The sequence below is a fragment of the Odoribacter sp. N15.MGS-14 genome, from assembly GCF_000980245.1.
GTDB classification, from domain to species: domain Bacteria; phylum Bacteroidota; class Bacteroidia; order Bacteroidales; family Marinifilaceae; genus Odoribacter; species Odoribacter splanchnicus.
Genome location: NZ_LARE01000010.1, coordinates 27,993 through 43,588, shown reverse-complemented (window position 1 = coordinate 43,588; position 15,596 = coordinate 27,993). Strand labels below are relative to the sequence as shown.

The window sequence follows — 15,596 nt, the reverse complement described above, 5'->3', positions numbered from 1 at the left end:
ATGAGTTTAATTTCTGAAACTCATTTATTCTTGTTGTTCTATATTTTCTGTTTAAAAGGTCCTGAGGTGAGGATGTCTGTAAAGAGTTATAGATAACTTTCCGGTTTTGTTTTGTTATTTTTTGTTTAAAACTTAATTTATATTGTTATGGAATTACCATTTTCAGAATCATTTCGGATTAAGATGGTGGAAACCATCCGTAAAAGTACACGTGAAGAACGTGAACAATGGATTAAAGAGGCTAAATACAATCTTTTTAACCTGAAAAGCGACCAGGTATTCATTGATCTGCTGACCGATTCGGGTACCGGGGCTATGAGCGATAAACAATGGGCTGAGCTGATGTTGGGAGATGAAAGCTATGCCGGAGCCCGTTCTTATTATAAGATGAAGAATGCTATCAAGGAAATTCTGGGATTCGATTATTTCTTACCGACTCACCAGGGACGTGCTGCGGAGAATGTTTTATATTCTACCATTATCAAAGAAGGAGATGTGTTGCCGGGCAATTCCCATTTCGATACTACGAAAGGACATATTGAATTCCGGAAAGCTTTGGCTATCGATTGTACTATCGACGAAGCAGCTGATACGCAGTTGGAAATTCCGTTTAAAGGCAACATGGATCCTACCAAGCTGGAGGAAGTATTGAAAAAATATCCCAAAGAAAAGATCCCTGCAGTCGTATTGACCGTTACGAATAATACCGCCGGAGGTCAGCCCGTATCTATGCAGAATATTCGGGAAGTATCTGCCCTTTGTAAAAAGTACGGAGTGAACCTGCAGATCGATTCTGCCCGTTTTGCAGAGAATGCTTATTTCATTAAAACAAGGGAAAAAGGGTATGAAAACAAATCCATCAAAGAGATTGTAAAAGAAATGTTCTCTTATGCCGATATCATGACCATGTCTTCGAAAAAAGATGCGATTGTGAATATGGGTGGATTTGTAGCATTCAAAAGCGAAGAGTTGTGGAAAAAATGCCAGATGTTCTGTATCATGAACGAGGGGTTTATTACCTATGGCGGAATGTCGGGCCGGGATATGAATGCTTTGGCACAGGGATTGGATGAAGGTACTGAATTCGAATACCTCGAAACCCGGATTAAACAGGTGGAATATTTGGGGGCGAAATTGGATGAATACGGAATACCTTATCAGCGTCCTGCCGGTGGACATGCGATTTTTGTGGATGCCAAGAAAGTACTTACTCATGTACCTAAAGAAGAATTTATCGCTCAGACGTTGGGAGTAGAGTTGTATCTTGAAGCCGGAATCCGTGGTGTGGAGATCGGTTCGATATTGGCCGACCGGGATCCGGTAACCCGCGAAAACCGTTATCCCCGCCTGGAATTATTAAGGCTGGCTATTCCGCGCCGTACTTATACCAATAATCATATGGATGTAATAGCTGCTGCACTGAAAAATGTATATGATCGCCGCGAATCCATTACCCGTGGTTATGTAATTACGAAAGAATTTCCGATCATGCGCCACTTTACTGTCGAATTGGAAAAGGCAAAATAATTAGATTAACAACGATCGTAAAAAGGCGCCCCGCAAGGCGCCTTTTATTTTACCGGCTTTAAGTATAAAGCCGTAATTTATAAACTTCCGGTCAATAACTGATGAATCCACTTCTGAAGATTCCGGATTGTGAGGTGGGAACAAGAGTTCCGGAGAAAGTCAGGTTATTACCGTTCATCATCGGGTAAACCGTTGCATTGGCATAGTTACTGCCTGCACTCAGATTGACCACAACCTGGGCGGTTAAAGCGATTCCGTTCACATAGAAGGAATAAGTGATATTTCCATGTTTATCTGTATTGGTGGTGATTTGTGAAGGAGTACCCTGTACGGTGATTCCACCAAGACCGTTCGGACCAGCAATGCCGTTGAAAGCTAACTGTACATACACGGTATTGCCTTTAAATTGGATGAAGTTGGTATTGTCGGATACAGGTATAGCTGAACCTCTGGGGCCATAAAGTGTACTGGCCATTAATACCCAATTCCGGTCTTTCAAAGCATCTACAGCAGCGTTGAAAGCTTGTTGGTTAGCAACCTCACGGGCTTTCTTGCGAAGATCCCGCTTCACTTGTCGTTGTTGTTGTTTGGTTAGCTCCTGATAATGAGTCGGAGTTTGTGTTCCTTGTACCTGTGCTTCGCTATGGAAAGCGGGCAGCATAAATACAGATACCAGCAATAAAAATAATACTCGTTTCATAATAGGTCGTTTTTATTTAGTTGTTTTATATTATATCCGGTTATTCAGATTGTTATCATATATCACCGTTTATTAATTTCCCTCATATACGTGTTAATTTCTCCAATAGTTTTCAACCTGTATTTAAAAAAGTATAAAACTTCGTTTCTGTCATGTCAGTAAAAAAGAGTACTTTTGTCAGAAATAGCTGTTAGGAAAGGTTTTGCATATTTTATGCCATATTGGGAATGACGCTTCTAAAAAAATGATAAAATTGATTTTATAAAACGATAAATTCTGGCTATCATGGAAACTTCTGAGGTAATTTGCGCTGTATCGACGGCTCCCGGAATCGGAGCTATCGCAGTTTTGAGAATGTCCGGGGCGGGTTGTATCGCTCTTACCGACCGGATTTTCGAGTCTCCATCCGGGAAAAAACTGACCGGCGCGAAAGCGAATACAGTGCATTTCGGCAGGATCCTTGAAGAAGGTTGTTTGTTGGATGAAGTCCTGGTGACTATTTTTCATGCACCTCATTCATTCACAGGGGAGGAGTCTGTAGAAATCGCTTGTCATGGCTCCTTGTATATCCAACAGCGTTTATTGCAGCTGTTGGTGAATCAGGGGGCCCGGCTGGCTACTCCCGGCGAATTTACGCAACGGGCTTTCCTGAACGGAAAAATGGATTTGTCGCAGGCAGAAGCGGTTGCAGACTTGATCGCCTCTTCTTCGGCTGCATCGCATCGGATGGCTCTGAAGCAAATGAAAGGTGGCTTTTCAGCTGAATTGATGAAATTGCGGGCCGAATTGTTACATATTACTTCCTTGCTTGAGTTGGAGCTGGATTTTTCAGAGGAAGATGTTGAATTTGCCGATCGTTCGGAATTGAGACGTATTGCCGGAAATATCGATGAATTACTGACCCGCTTGTGTAGATCTTTTTCTTTGGGAAATGTGATTAAAAATGGGGTACCTGTAGCTATTGTCGGCAATACGAATGTAGGAAAGAGTACCTTGTTGAATGCTTTGTTGCGTGAGGACCGGGCTATTGTGTCGGATATTGCCGGTACAACCCGGGATGTGATCGAAGATACGATCAATTTGAATGGAATCACTTTCCGTTTTATCGATACGGCCGGTATACGGGCCACCTCGGATGAGGTCGAAAATATCGGGATCGAAAGGACTTTTGCTAAAATCGGTCAGGCTAGTGTCGTCCTGTTATTGACCGATCTGAATCGGGGAGTAGAGTCTTTCGAAGAATATTATCATCAGGTGAAATCCCGCCTCACTTCGGATGCAAAGTTAATCATCGTCCTTAATAAAACCGATCAGGTGGAAGATTTATTGACGCCTCAGGAAACCATCCGGCTTTTTACCTCCGGTGAAGAGATTATTCCGATTTCAGCCCGTACCGGAGCAAATCTGGATCGCTTGATTCAGGAATTGACCCGGACTGTAAATCTAAATACCCTCAATACTTCCGATGTCATCGTCAGTAACGTCCGTCACTACGAAGCCCTTCGTAATGCCCGCACAGCCATCGAGCGTGTGAACGAAGGTCTTGAATCCGGACTCAGTGGCGAATTCATCTCTCAGGATATCCGTGAGTGTCTTCATTATCTTGGTGAAATTACCGGCGAGATTACTACGGATGAGGTTCTGGGTAATATTTTTAAGAATTTTTGCATCGGTAAGTGATGGCTTATGACACGTACAATACATTGATTGTTAATATGCTCGTATGGAGAATTTCCCTTTGGAATTGTTCGATGCAGAAAGTCGGAATACTCTCTTGGAGCTGTTGTAGGAAATTGTGGTAAGTTGTTGGATGATGTATCGTGGGGAGTGTGAAAGATTTGATGATATAACCAGAAGTAGGAACTTAGGTCGGGAGGCAGGATGAAAGTAAACTATAAAGGCTTTAATTAAGATATTCTTTATGTTGTAATGGTCGATTGGATGGAACAAAGTCTATGCGTGTGTATGGATGAAGAGCTTGTCAATTCGGGCTGGAATGAACAGGGGATAGGGCTAGGATAAAAAATAACCTGAAAGTTGTTGCTTTCAGGTTATCAATTATTTTATCGTTGAGGGTGTCCGCCACCTTGACGACCTCTTTGTTGCCACTCTTTCATGCGTTTTTCTTCGTTGGCCTTGTAGGTTTTATATTGCTCTTCGGTCAATACTTTTTTTAGTTCGGCGTCTGCAGCTTCACGGTCTTTTTTCATTTGATCACGCATGGCTTCACGGTTATCCCGGTTTTTCTGCATGGCTTCTTCACGCTTTTTGAACGATTCGGTATACCATTTTTTCAGGTCTGCCTGTTGTTTGTCTGTCAACTTTAATTCGGTGGTCAGGCGTTCGACCGTCCGGGTCGCTTGCTGTTCCGGAGTCATTCGTTCACGCGGGCCCCTTTGTTGGGCATTTACTGTTATGGCCAGGAACATCAATAATGTGGTGGCTAAGAATACTAACTTTTTCATAATCGCTTTTTTAGTTCAATAAATGTTTTCTATAAAAATTGGTTTTATATTATATAAGACAATCTATCCGAACAAAGGTTTATAGCGTATGAGAGATTATTTAGTTGTTATTCCAGGTAGAGGCAAGTTGCTGGAAGTAAATGACATCTTCCCATTCATTACCCCTTTTTAACCATTGTTTCCGGTAACCGGTTTGGGTAAAGCCCGTGGCTTCGAAGAGTTTCAGACTGGCCACGTTACAACTGGGCACACTACTGTATACCTGATTCAAGCCCAGGGTTTCGAAACAATAATCCAGCATGAGCTTAATCGCCGAGCTGGCATAGCCTTGTTTGCGGTTTTCCATATTGTGAATCATGATTCCCAGGCCGGCCCGCTGGTGATAAGGGTCGAAATCGTACAGGTCGATCAGTCCGATGGGCTCTTGGGTATCGACACGTGTAATCATCAGCCGCAATTGCTTGCTGGTATAAATGTCTACATGGGCATTTTCAATGTATTTTTTCAGTGTGAAATGAGAGAATGGGGTCAGGGTGTCACTGACATCCCAAAGGTCCATATCGTTTTCCCACTTGTAGAGGTACTCCAAATCTTCGGGTTCGAGTGCCCGGATCAGAATGTTTTCATCTTGCATCATAAGTTTTGTCATTTATTCTATGGTCAATATTCATATCTATAATAGGGCCTAATTTTCCTTCCTGGTATTCCCGGATGCAGGCTTGTGGGTATAATCGGCGAATAGGGATTAACGCTTGACGGGCAGTGTCCAGTGCATGGTATTGAGAGAAAATATACCGGTATAATTCACCCATCCGGATGATCTTTATTTTGTTGCTTTCTGTTAGAATCGGATCTGCCGGTGTATCGAACGACGTGAATAATTGTATGGTATAGTTTTTACCCGGGAGAGTATCCCGGAAGTCGTATTCTCCGAAAGAAAAGGAGGATACGACTTTATTTTGCGGACCTGCAAAGGCCGAAGAATAGTGCCGACTCGTTACCATATTATTGTTTTGTTTGCTTCTGGATAAAGATTGACCTAAGAGAGCGGAATGAAAACCGCAGTAAAACAGACATACTGTAATCAATCCTTTTCTTAACTTTTCCCTTATCCGAATGGAAATTTCCATCTTTTACAAATATAGTTTTTTTACTCCGTATTTAACTCCTTTTGGCTTGTAATTAATTTATCATTTATATTTTCACTACCTTTGCCTGGGTAATACGTAATCGAAGATAAAATGTTTGATTTGTTGTGTATCGTCGGACCGACTGCGAGTGGAAAGACGAATTTGGCTGTTCGTTTGGCTGCTGCATTCGGCGGAGAGATCATCAGTGCCGATTCCCGGCAAGTATATCGGGGGATGGATATCGGGACCGGTAAGGATCTGGATGAGTATGTATGGGAGGGGAAAAAAATTCCTTACCATTTGATCGATGTTGTGGAGGCTGGGTATAAATATAATGTCTTTGAATATCAGTCGGACTTTGTGAAGGTTTGGGAAGATTGCAGGCAGCGGGGTGTTTTGCCTGTGTTATGCGGTGGAAGTGGCTTGTATGTGGAGGCTGTGTTGAAAGGGTATAAGTTATTGGCTGTACCGGTCGACGAGGATTTGCGGGCTTCATTGGCCGGACTGTCTTTGCCGGAATTGGCCGCTCGTTTGGCGACATATAAGAAATTGCATAATACGACAGAGATAGATACACCTAAACGGGCCATCCGGGCGATAGAAATTGAAGAATATTATAAGACACATCCTTATGAGGAGAAAGACTTTCCTCAGATCCATCCTTTGGTTGTCGGGGTAGGTGTGAGCCGGGAGGTGAGGCGTGAGCGTATCACGCAGCGATTACATGCCCGTTTGCAGCAGGGCATGGTGGAGGAGGTGGAACGGATTTTGCAAAGTGGTGTGAAGCCCGAAGATTTGATTTATTACGGTTTGGAATATAAATACCTGACGCTGTACCTGACCGGACAGTTGGGCTATGAGGAAATGGTGCAACAATTGAACGTGGCCATTCATCAGTTTGCTAAACGGCAAATGACCTGGTTCCGGAAAATGGAACGCGATGGATTCGATATCCATTGGTTGGAATCCGGGATGCCTATGGAAGAAAAAGTAGAGGTCGTAAAAAGGTGGTGGCTCACTCCTGATAACTGAGTTCTTCCAGTATATTTTCAGCTAAAAACTTTTTGTCTTCGGGAAATATTTGCAGTATGTCGGTTAATTTTGTCCGTTGTTCTGGCATCAGGTGAGGAACCAGATTTTCAATCACTGTGGAAGCTTCGAAAGCTACAGTAAAATCGTCCTCCTGCAAGATTTGTAAAAAATGATCTAAATAGGAGGAGTAGTCCAATGAAGATTCCCAGACAATCCGAAGTAATTCCTTCTTGAGCGTTCCTTCGGAAGTCTGTTCCAGTTTTTGGATTAACAGGTCTTTGAACTGATTATCTTTAATATCGGCCAGCAAATTGGCGATGATAGTGATTGTCGACGGTGCGAGAGGCTGGGACAGGATGTCCAGTAATTTACCGGCAATAACCAGGTCGCCGTTTTCCTTTACGGTATCGACAGCTTCTGCGATTGCTTCGGGATCTCCGCTGCTGATTTTCTTTAGTATTTCCTCGTTATTTTCCATCGTATTTTATTTTGCCGCGAAGATAAAAAAAAGAGCGTTGTTCACGCTCTTTTTTTATTTATTATTTCGTTTCTTCCTCATTCCCTTTGGAACGCGGGTGAAATTTATTAATTGTATCTTTCAGATAATGATCGTCGAGATGGGTATAAATTTCTGTTGTCAGGATGGATTCATGTCCCAACATATCTTGTACCGCTCTCAGGTCTGCTCCTCCACTCACCAAATGAGAAGCAAAAGAATGACGGAAAGTATGAGGAGACACATTTTTCTTGATTCCGGCACGGGTAGCCAGGTGTTTGATAATATTGAACACCATTACTCTCGAAAGAGCAGTTCCCCGTTTGTTCAGGAATAAAACATCTTCGTATCCTTTTTCAATTTCCAGGTAATCGCGGTATACTTTCATATATTGTTTGATTTCCTGTTTTGCATTTTTGCTCAGTGGAATCATCCGTTCTTTGTTCCCTTTCCCTTCGATTTTCACAACTCCCTGACGGAAATTGATGTTGGATAATTTTATACTGATCAGCTCTGAAACGCGTAATCCGCAGGAATAAAGCATTTCGATAATGGCTTTATTACGCTGGGCTTCCGGTTTGTACATCTCTACAGAATTCAACATGGCGTCGATTTCTTCGGTTGTCAGGATGTTCGGTAATTTCCGTCCGATTTTCGGAGCTTCGAGTAATTTGGTCGGATTGTTTTCCAACTGTCCGTCGAATACTAAAAATTTATAAAATGAACGAATACTGGAAATACATCTCGCTTGTGTACGATTGGTAACTCCAACTTCGTTTATAAACATCAAATAATCTTTCAGATGGTCGTAGGATATCGCATCAGGCGTTGTAACGTGATGTTTGTCAGCGCAATACTTTGCCAGCTTCTTAATGTCGTTTAAGTAAGCTTCTACTGAATTCGATGAAAGTGATTTTTCTAAAATCAGATAAGTTTTGTAACTTTCAATAGCATCTTCCCAAGTCATTGTTGTCAAATTTATATGTATTAATAATTAAACAAAAGTCCACCTTATCACACAGTATATTTTTAATTAATGCCTAAAGGTATATCTTTTTTTTTTATTCGATTTATATTTTTCTGAATTTAACTATGTAAAGTAAAATAATTAACAAATACATTTGTGTAAAAAGTTGATTATTATGGATTTGAGATTTTGAACAAATATAGTAAAAAAGTAGGAATTTGATATTAGAAATTTTGAAATACCGACGTAAAAGTTAGAAAAATGAGTAATTTTGTAGAATAAGTTTAGATCACAAATACGGAGAAAATGCAGATATTATTACTTAATGGCCCCAATTTGAATTTACTGGGAGTGCGGGAACCGGAGGTGTATGGAAAAGAAACATTTACAGATTATTTTCGTCAGTTAAAAAATAAATATCCGTCGGTGGATATTTCCTGTTTTCAATCCAATGTAGAGGGGGAACTGATCGATAAGATCCACGAGGTAGGTTTCAGTTACGACGGGATTATTTTGAATGCAGGTGCCTATACCCATACTTCGATCGCTTTAGCCGATGCGATTGCTGCGGTTAAAGCTCCGGTGGTCGAGGTACATATTTCCAATACAGCCCGGCGGGAGGCTTTCCGGCATGTTTCTTATCTGACGGCTGTTTGCCGGGGCGTGATCATGGGGTTCGGACTGAAATCTTATGAATTAGCCTTATTGGCTTTGATTAATGAAAAATAATGTATACGGAAAAGGACGGATTGCGTATATAAAAATATAACGGGATAAATAAATTACTAAATGAAAAGAACAAAGATTGTCGCAACCATTTCGGATAAAAGATGCGAAATAGGCTTTTTAAGAGAGTTGTATGAAGCCGGGATGAATGTGGTTCGGTTGAATACTGCTCACCAGACGCTCGACGAAGCGATGAAAGTGGTACGGAATGTACGTGCTGTCTCAGATCAGATCGCCTTGTTGATCGATACCAAAGGCCCCGAAGTCAGAACTTGTGATATTGTCGTGCCTGTCCGTGTCGAGAAGGGGGAAATTATTTTTATGACGGGTGACCGGACTTTGGTGGCTGAAAAGTTGATCCATGTGTCTTATGAACATTTTGTCCGTGATGTTCAGATCGGCGATAAAATTCTGGTAGATGACGGGGATGTCGAGCTGATCGTACGGGATAAAAAAGAAAACTGTCTCGAATTGGAAGCTTCGAATCCGGGAGAGATAAAAGATAAGAAGAGTATCAATGTGCCGGGAGTGAACATGCATCTCGAGTCGTTAAGTGATAAAGACCGGAAATTTATTCAGTTCGCTATGGATAATAAATTGGATTTCATCGCCCATTCTTTTGTCAGAAATAAGCAGGATGTGATGGAAATCCAGCAAATTTTGGATGAACAGCATAGCAACATCAAAATTATTGCAAAAATAGAAAATCAGGAAGGGGTGAATCATATCGATGAGATTCTCGATCATGTATATGGCGTGATGGTGGCCAGAGGGGATTTAGCTATCGAGATCGATGCTGAAAAGATACCCCTGATTCAGCGCTATATCGTCAATAAATGTATCGAGAGTAAAAAGCCGGTGATCATCGCAACCCAGATGTTGCACACGATGATCGACCATCTGCGTCCGACCCGGGCCGAGGTGAGCGATATTGCCAATGCTGTTTTCAGTGGAACGGATGCCATTATGCTGAGTGGGGAGACGGCTTATGGAGATTATCCTTTGGAAGCCGTTAAAGTGATGAGCCGTGTTGCTGAGGCCAATGAGTCGATTTTACCGCCCGATGCCAACCGGAATTTAGTTCGTATTAATAATGAGATTACAGCAGCTTTGGCCAGAGTGGCTGTCCGGATGACTACCATGTTGCCCATCAAGGCGATTGTGGTAGATACGAATTCCGGACGTACAGCCCGTTATCTGTCGGCTTTTCGGGGCGGTTTGCCTGTATATGCCCGTTGTTACGACGAACATGTGATGCGCGAATTAGCTCTTTCTTTCGGGGTGAGACCTTATTTTTCCGTAAAACCCCATTCAAGGGATGAGTTTATGCGGGACATTCCACAGGTATTATTGCAGAACGGTTACCAGCCTGAAGATCAGATCCTGGTGATCGGAGGAAGTTTCGGACATGTCCGCGGGGCATCTTTCCTTGAAGTTTGTAAAATCAGTGATATAAAATAACAGGGAACAGGCAGAGGAGTGTAGGATGATAAAAGCAGTTTTTTTTGATATAGACGGAACATTGGTGAGTTTTCACACTCACCGGGTTTCCGAAGCTACCCGGCAAGCTATCCGGCAGTTAAGGACTCAGGGAATAAAAGTATTTATAGCTACCGGGCGGCATTTACAAGTAATTAATAATCTGGGTGATCTGGAGTTCGACGGGTATGTGACCCTGAATGGCAGTTGTTGTTATATCGGACGGGATCGGGTCATTTACCGGAGGATGATTCCGGAGATCGCCTTGGAACATCTGATAAAGTATCAGGAAGAGAAGGAGACCTTCCCCTGTATTTTTGTCCGGGAGAAGGATATGTTTATCAACTATAATAATCAGCATACCCGGGAGGTATTCCGGATGCTGGATTTTCCGGAACCGGTAGTGAAAGATATTCATGAGGCTACCCGGGAAGGGGTTTTTCAGTTGATTGCGTTTTTCTCAGAGCAACAGGAAGACCGGATTATGCAGGCCTTACCGGAATGTGAGGCTACCCGCTGGAATCCGTTGTTTACCGATGTCGTGCCGGTTGGGGGAAACAAGAGTATCGGAATGGAAAAAATATTGGCTTATTTCGGAATTTCCCGCGAAGAGACGATGGCTTTCGGGGATGGAGGAAATGACATTCCTATGTTGGAATATGCCGGAATAGGGGTGGCTATGGGAAATGCTTCCGAAGAAGTGCAGCGGCACGCCGATTTCGTTACATCCGGTGTCGACGACGAAGGTATTGTACATGCCTTGAAACATTTTCATATCGGCGGACTTTAAAAGTGTGGGTGAATTCCGATTTCACATCGATACGTCCCCGGAGTTTATCTGTTATGCTGCGGCGGTATAGGTTTAAACGATTACAAGGGTTTCAGAAACTATCTCAAACCCTTGTCCGTTTTGCCCGTTGTCACTGTTTAAAGCAGTTTCCCTGACAGATCTATTTTTATTTCGATTTCTTTGGCTCCTTTTTCGAGTTCGAACAGGTAATAGGTTTGATCCGGCGTTTCGTAACGTTCAATATCGTCGATGATATAATCGGCATAAGCCGAAGTTTTCAAGGCATTCATTACGGCGGTTTCAACTTCGTTTTGACGGACATCGTAATGGGTATTCAGCCAATTGCCGGAGGCATCGAATATCACTTCTTTGCTGCGGTTTTCGTGTATGATATCTACCTCTGTACGGTTATGTTCGGTTTCAGTTTCGATGATACGGCAAGTCGGATATTTGTCATTGATGAATTGCTGGAGCGAAGCCGGTAATTCCGAGGCGTCGGGAAGATAGTTTTCGTAATCGTCATCGGTTAGGTCGGCCTGAACTTTGACCAAAATTCCGTCGGCTGAATAATAGAGATCGTATTCTTGTTTGTCTTTTTTCACTTCAATGACATAAATCGTTTCGGTTTCGTTACGCTCCAAACGATCGATATCGTCGATATACCATTGTGCATATTCACTGTTTGCCAAAGCTTTTTGTACGGCCTCAGGCAGTTGGCCGGTGTGGGTTAACTCGGTTTCGGTCATATACCATCGGCCTGTAGCATCGAACCAGGCTTTCCCGTCGAGTTGATTGTCGATGAATTCTGCTATCAGGTAATTGTTTTTCTTTTCCCATTCCACTTGTGTGGCGTTGGGATATTTACTTTCAAAAGCTTGGCGGGCTTGAGGATCAGGAGTTACCGAATCATCATTGTCGCAACTGCAAAAGCCGAATAGGGCTAATCCGAAAAATAATGCGTATAAGTTCATAGTTATTTATTTTTAATTAATTATCGATATCGATGAGTTGAAACGCTTTGTTGAATTCGAGTTCAAGCTGATTGTTCAATTTTACTTCATAAGTTTTACTGTCCCGTTCAATTTTCAAAATTTTAGCTTCCGGGTAGTGTTTGCTTACGTAGTCTTTAATGGCTTGAGGTACGATTCCTGTCGGTACTGTAGAATATTTACAGTCGACTTTTTCCCATGAGCCGTCTTTCAGAAATTCAGCTTTTTCTCCGTTGACAAATACAACTTCATATTTCTTTTCCCAAAAGTCTTTTTCCATTTTGGCCAGGGAAATTTCATTCTTAGGGAAATACTTTTGGATAAATTCCTGAGCTTTTTGAGGTAGTTGATCGACTGTAATTGCTCTATCGTCGTCGGCTTTCGCTAAGCCCTGCAAAGCGAACAGGCAGGCAAATAATAAAATGATTTGTTTCATAGCTTTCAAATTTTAAGTTTTACAATTCAAAAATAGAACCCAAAACTGAAAAGATTTTGAAATCGGGAAAAAAATGAATTTTATTTCGACTTATTGAGAAAATCGATCTGGAAACAATGCTTTCCTGTATAATAATATCGGATGTGAAGCTGATATAATTTGCAGATCGATTCGGCAATAGACAGGCCCAGGCCGCTGGAGCCTTCACCGGTATGTTTGCCTTGATAGAAACGATGGAATATACGGGAGGCATCCAGTGCTTCCGGGTGACCGGTATTGCAAATGGTAAGGTGATCGGACTGAATTTCGATGTCGATTTTTCCTTGTGATTTATTGTGGATAAAAGCATTTTTGAGCAGGTTTGTGATCAGGGCGGTTGCCAGTGTTTCGTTCATATTCACCGTTAAAGTGGCTGATTGATGCACTTCGACTTGGATGTTTTTATAGTCGTAGATCTCCTGGTAATCTTCGAGCTGTGAGCTGATCAGATCGTTCAGACAAATTTCCTGACTCTCCTGGAATTGGCCGTTTTCTATTTTGGAGAGGAAAAGCAAAGACTTATTCAGTCGGATAATATAGGTAAGGGTCTGTTGGATCTTGGCTATTTCGGTCAGTTGGTCTTCTGTAAGTGACTCGCTTTCTGCCATCATTTCCAGACGGTTTTGGCAGATTGCCAGAGGAGTCTGCAATTCATGCGAAGCATTACCGATGAATTGTTTTTGTTGTTCATAGATCGCCTGGTTACGTCGGTGAGTTTGAATGGCTGCTTCATTTAATTTCCGGAACTCTGTAATGTTGGTTTGCAAATCCGGAGGACTCTGGCTTTTACCGATCGTATATTGGTCCATCCATTTGAGTAGCACATAAAGGGGACGCATACTCCGGTAGTAAACCCAGGTATTCACCAAAAGAATAAGCAGGAGAAGCGAAAAATAGAGGAGAAGCATCCAATTCAGAATAGCTTCCTGTAAGTCTTGCTTTTCGATCGTCGGAGTACTGACCGTGAGTTCGTAATATTGTCGGTCTTTGTCTTTGAAAATGGTTCTTAGGACCCGTGCCGGCTCGGTTTCTCCCTTGGCTTCGATGTGGACCATTTCGTCGGAATACCGGATCCGTTTCTGTTTCTCGGCATAATCTGCAGTTACTGTAATCAGATAATAACTATTATTACTACCGTCAGATTGGGAAGGTAATTGTTCTCCTGCCAAGGCCCGGGTGATCAGTACCTCTGAATAATCTTCCAGAGAATCGTCTACTTCATCGTTGACTTCATCTATAATAGCCATATAAAATAGTATGCCCCAAGCCGCTAAAATGATCGGTAGGGCCAGGGACAGATGAATCAGGATGCGGTAGATTAATTTCATAGGGCTTGAAGTGACATTTTATATCCAAAACCATAGACTGCTTTGACCTCCGCGTTTGCACCCGCTTCGGTCAGTTTTTTGCGGAGGTTTTTCACCTGGGCATAAATAAAATCGAAATTATCCACCTGATCGATGTGATCTCCCCATACCGATTCTGCCAGAGTCATTTTATTGATTACTCTTTCGGGACGCTGGATAAAATAAAGTAGTATATCGTATTCTTTTCGGTTCAGTTCGATGGGGGTACCTGCAACAAATACCTGGAAATGGTCCGGGTCGATCCGGATATTACCGTATTCGATATAAGTGGCACCGGCGTGATGATTTCTACGGATAACACTTTTGACCCGGGCAATGAGTTCGGCCAGATGGAAAGGTTTGGGTAAATAGTCGTCGGCACCCAGATCCAGGCCGGTGACCTTGTCCTCCAGTGAATCTTTGGCCGAAATGATGATGATATTTTCTTTCTTATTTTCCTTTTTTAATTCTTCCAGCAGATCCAGCCCGTTTCCGTCCGGTAACATGATGTCGAGCAGAATACAATCGTAAGTATAATCGGCCGTTTTTTCCAACGCTGTTTGAAAATCAGGAGCTTCCTCCGTAACATACCTTTCTTTCTCGAGGCTACGGCAAATAATTTCGCGTAATGACGGATCGTCTTCTATAACAAGAACTTTCATAAACTCATTTTTTCTACAAACAAATATAGTAATTCTGAAATACAACTGAAATCGCCTGGTTGGAAATCTGCTCCGTTTTGGAGGGGAGAAATAAATTGGCGAACCGGGAGTCCCTGTTTATTATGGTGTCGGACTCTGGATTCGCCAATCGAAAATTTGCCTGACAGGCAATTCTCGGGTTAAAAAGTTCAATCTGATAAAAAAGACCCCGGGTAGGGAGCTTTTTTAGAAACTGGTCAGTGCACTGGCCAAGTCGGGTTCAATATCGAGAATCATGGGTAAGTGTAATAATTCCAGAACGTCCATGACTTCTGACGATATATTGCACAATTTGATTTCAGAATGATTGCTTTTGGCTGTTTTTACTAATGAGATAATACAGCCGATACCACTGCTGTCTATAAATTCAATGTTTTTAAAATCGAAAATCATTTTATTACCTTCTTGCGAAAGTATAGGTTTTAATTCTGATTTAACTTCTTCTGTCACTGCTAATGTAAATCTCTTTAAATCGATAAATTCTGCAATGATGCATCCTTTCTGCTCAGTTAATTTTGTAATCATTTTTTTGATTTTTAATAATGCGTTTTGGTTTAGATTAGTTGTTTTTCTTGAATGTAAATAAATTATGTTTCCTTAGGTTGCCTATAGAATGTCGAAAATAGGACAAAAAGTATAAATAACCAAATCTTTTTTATAAGAAAATCATATTCCGGCCGGATAAAAATTTGACGAAAGAGGAAGTCTGAACAGATATAAATTATATCTTTGTGATGTTTTTAAATGCTAACGTTTGCAATTATGACGGGGAA

The 15,596-nt window shown here is 41.9% G+C and carries 17 protein-coding genes; 6 read left to right on the top strand and 11 right to left on the bottom strand.

Going from position 1 to position 15,596, the window contains the following annotated elements:
- Positions 1-147: 147 nt before the first annotated feature.
- A complete protein-coding gene (gene tnaA / locus WS34_RS03530) occupies positions 148-1,527 on the top strand; it encodes a tryptophanase TnaA (protein WP_022159279.1) in 1,380 nt (459 codons plus the stop codon).
- 91 nt (positions 1,528-1,618) lie between these two features.
- Here tnaA and WS34_RS03525 read toward each other — a convergent pair whose 3' ends face one another.
- Entirely contained in the window at positions 1,619-2,227 is a 609-nt protein-coding gene (locus WS34_RS03525; RefSeq protein WP_013612046.1) for a DUF4251 domain-containing protein, read from the bottom strand.
- Positions 2,228-2,512: 285 nt separating this feature from the next.
- On the opposite strand from WS34_RS03525, the gene mnmE reads away from it, so the two are divergent.
- Positions 2,513-3,907 carry a tRNA uridine-5-carboxymethylaminomethyl(34) synthesis GTPase MnmE gene (mnmE, locus tag WS34_RS03520; RefSeq protein WP_046403191.1) on the top strand — a complete coding sequence of 465 codons (1,395 nt, stop codon included), beginning with the start codon at positions 2,513-2,515 and terminating at the stop codon, positions 3,905-3,907.
- A gap of 383 nt (positions 3,908-4,290) precedes the next feature.
- Here mnmE and WS34_RS03515 read toward each other — a convergent pair whose 3' ends face one another.
- From WS34_RS03515 to WS34_RS03505, 3 genes are all read right to left on the bottom strand, one after another.
- Positions 4,291-4,692: a DUF4890 domain-containing protein gene (locus WS34_RS03515; RefSeq protein WP_013612023.1), complete on the bottom strand. Its 402-nt coding sequence runs from the start codon at positions 4,690-4,692 to the stop codon at positions 4,291-4,293.
- A gap of 100 nt (positions 4,693-4,792) precedes the next feature.
- Complete coding sequence (locus tag WS34_RS03510) at positions 4,793-5,329, bottom strand: GNAT family N-acetyltransferase (protein ID WP_013612022.1); 537 nt, start codon at positions 5,327-5,329, stop codon at positions 4,793-4,795.
- Entirely contained in the window at positions 5,316-5,696 is a 381-nt protein-coding gene (locus WS34_RS03505) for a hypothetical protein (RefSeq protein ID WP_140398549.1), read from the bottom strand. The genes WS34_RS03510 and WS34_RS03505 overlap by 14 nt, the downstream gene beginning before the upstream one ends.
- Before the next feature lie 237 nt (positions 5,697-5,933).
- Between WS34_RS03505 and miaA the strand changes: the two genes are divergently transcribed.
- Positions 5,934-6,854: a tRNA (adenosine(37)-N6)-dimethylallyltransferase MiaA gene (gene miaA / locus WS34_RS03500; RefSeq protein WP_286693615.1), complete on the top strand. Its 921-nt coding sequence runs from the start codon at positions 5,934-5,936 to the stop codon at positions 6,852-6,854.
- Here miaA and WS34_RS03495 read toward each other — a convergent pair.
- Together WS34_RS03495 and xerD are read right to left on the bottom strand one after the other, a co-directional pair.
- Positions 6,838-7,332, bottom strand: a complete 495-nt coding sequence (locus tag WS34_RS03495) for a hypothetical protein (protein ID WP_013612019.1) — start codon at positions 7,330-7,332, stop codon at positions 6,838-6,840. The two genes, miaA and WS34_RS03495, sit on opposite strands and share 17 nt — an antisense overlap.
- Positions 7,333-7,393: 61 nt before the next feature.
- Entirely contained in the window at positions 7,394-8,317 is a 924-nt protein-coding gene (gene xerD, locus WS34_RS03490; RefSeq protein ID WP_022159438.1) for a site-specific tyrosine recombinase XerD, read from the bottom strand.
- A gap of 306 nt (positions 8,318-8,623) precedes the next feature.
- On the opposite strand from xerD, the gene aroQ reads away from it, so the two are divergent.
- Genes aroQ through WS34_RS03475 form a run of 3 tightly spaced genes read left to right on the top strand, consistent with a single transcriptional unit; the run spans position 8,624 to position 11,312 of the window.
- The gene (aroQ, locus tag WS34_RS03485; RefSeq protein ID WP_046403185.1) at positions 8,624-9,046 is read left to right on the top strand and encodes a type II 3-dehydroquinate dehydratase; all 423 of its coding nucleotides are present in this window, start codon (positions 8,624-8,626) and stop codon (positions 9,044-9,046) included.
- Between the two features lie 60 nt (positions 9,047-9,106).
- Positions 9,107-10,504 (top strand): pyruvate kinase, encoded by a 1,398-nt coding sequence (pyk, locus tag WS34_RS03480; protein WP_046403183.1) that lies wholly within the window; start codon positions 9,107-9,109, stop codon positions 10,502-10,504.
- A 25-nt stretch (positions 10,505-10,529) separates the two neighbouring features.
- Positions 10,530-11,312, top strand: a complete 783-nt coding sequence (locus WS34_RS03475) for a Cof-type HAD-IIB family hydrolase (protein WP_013612015.1) — start codon at positions 10,530-10,532, stop codon at positions 11,310-11,312.
- A 137-nt stretch (positions 11,313-11,449) separates the two neighbouring features.
- Here the strand turns inward: WS34_RS03475 and WS34_RS03470 are convergent, their stop codons facing one another.
- The 5 genes from WS34_RS03470 to WS34_RS03450 form a co-directional block, all read right to left on the bottom strand.
- A complete protein-coding gene (locus WS34_RS03470; RefSeq protein ID WP_046403180.1) occupies positions 11,450-12,283 on the bottom strand; it encodes a PepSY-like domain-containing protein in 834 nt (277 codons plus the stop codon).
- A gap of 16 nt (positions 12,284-12,299) precedes the next feature.
- Positions 12,300-12,737 carry a PepSY-like domain-containing protein gene (locus WS34_RS03465; RefSeq protein WP_013612013.1) on the bottom strand — a complete coding sequence of 146 codons (438 nt, stop codon included), beginning with the start codon at positions 12,735-12,737 and terminating at the stop codon, positions 12,300-12,302.
- Between the two features lie 80 nt (positions 12,738-12,817).
- Entirely contained in the window at positions 12,818-14,104 is a 1,287-nt protein-coding gene (locus tag WS34_RS03460; RefSeq protein WP_022159442.1) for a sensor histidine kinase, read from the bottom strand.
- Positions 14,101-14,784: a response regulator transcription factor gene (locus WS34_RS03455; protein WP_013612011.1), complete on the bottom strand. Its 684-nt coding sequence runs from the start codon at positions 14,782-14,784 to the stop codon at positions 14,101-14,103. The genes WS34_RS03460 and WS34_RS03455 overlap by 4 nt, the downstream gene beginning before the upstream one ends.
- Before the next feature lie 225 nt (positions 14,785-15,009).
- Positions 15,010-15,348 carry an STAS domain-containing protein gene (locus WS34_RS03450; protein ID WP_013612010.1) on the bottom strand — a complete coding sequence of 113 codons (339 nt, stop codon included), beginning with the start codon at positions 15,346-15,348 and terminating at the stop codon, positions 15,010-15,012.
- Positions 15,349-15,596: the final 248 nt, after the last annotated feature.

Excerpts from the sequence above, each read along its gene's own strand:
- tnaA (WP_022159279.1), top strand. The coding sequence starts at position 148 with ATGGAATTACCATTTTCAGAATCATTTCGGATTAAGATGGTGGAAACC.
- WS34_RS03525 (WP_013612046.1), bottom strand. The coding sequence starts at position 2,227 with ATGAAACGAGTATTATTTTTATTGCTGGTATCTGTATTTATGCTGCCC.
- mnmE (WP_046403191.1), top strand. The coding sequence starts at position 2,513 with ATGGAAACTTCTGAGGTAATTTGCGCTGTATCGACGGCTCCCGGAATC.
- WS34_RS03515 (WP_013612023.1), bottom strand. The coding sequence starts at position 4,692 with ATGAAAAAGTTAGTATTCTTAGCCACCACATTATTGATGTTCCTGGCC.
- WS34_RS03510 (WP_013612022.1), bottom strand. The coding sequence starts at position 5,329 with ATGATGCAAGATGAAAACATTCTGATCCGGGCACTCGAACCCGAAGAT.
- WS34_RS03505 (WP_140398549.1), bottom strand. The coding sequence starts at position 5,696 with ATGGTAACGAGTCGGCACTATTCTTCGGCCTTTGCAGGTCCGCAAAAT.
- miaA (WP_286693615.1), top strand. The coding sequence starts at position 5,934 with ATGTTTGATTTGTTGTGTATCGTCGGACCGACTGCGAGTGGAAAGACG.
- WS34_RS03495 (WP_013612019.1), bottom strand. The coding sequence starts at position 7,332 with ATGGAAAATAACGAGGAAATACTAAAGAAAATCAGCAGCGGAGATCCC.
- xerD (WP_022159438.1), bottom strand. The coding sequence starts at position 8,317 with ATGACTTGGGAAGATGCTATTGAAAGTTACAAAACTTATCTGATTTTA.
- aroQ (WP_046403185.1), top strand. The coding sequence starts at position 8,624 with ATGCAGATATTATTACTTAATGGCCCCAATTTGAATTTACTGGGAGTG.
- pyk (WP_046403183.1), top strand. The coding sequence starts at position 9,107 with ATGAAAAGAACAAAGATTGTCGCAACCATTTCGGATAAAAGATGCGAA.
- WS34_RS03475 (WP_013612015.1), top strand. The coding sequence starts at position 10,530 with ATGATAAAAGCAGTTTTTTTTGATATAGACGGAACATTGGTGAGTTTT.
- WS34_RS03470 (WP_046403180.1), bottom strand. The coding sequence starts at position 12,283 with ATGAACTTATACGCATTATTTTTCGGATTAGCCCTATTCGGCTTTTGC.
- WS34_RS03465 (WP_013612013.1), bottom strand. The coding sequence starts at position 12,737 with ATGAAACAAATCATTTTATTATTTGCCTGCCTGTTCGCTTTGCAGGGC.
- WS34_RS03460 (WP_022159442.1), bottom strand. The coding sequence starts at position 14,104 with ATGAAATTAATCTACCGCATCCTGATTCATCTGTCCCTGGCCCTACCG.
- WS34_RS03455 (WP_013612011.1), bottom strand. The coding sequence starts at position 14,784 with ATGAAAGTTCTTGTTATAGAAGACGATCCGTCATTACGCGAAATTATT.
- WS34_RS03450 (WP_013612010.1), bottom strand. The coding sequence starts at position 15,348 with ATGATTACAAAATTAACTGAGCAGAAAGGATGCATCATTGCAGAATTT.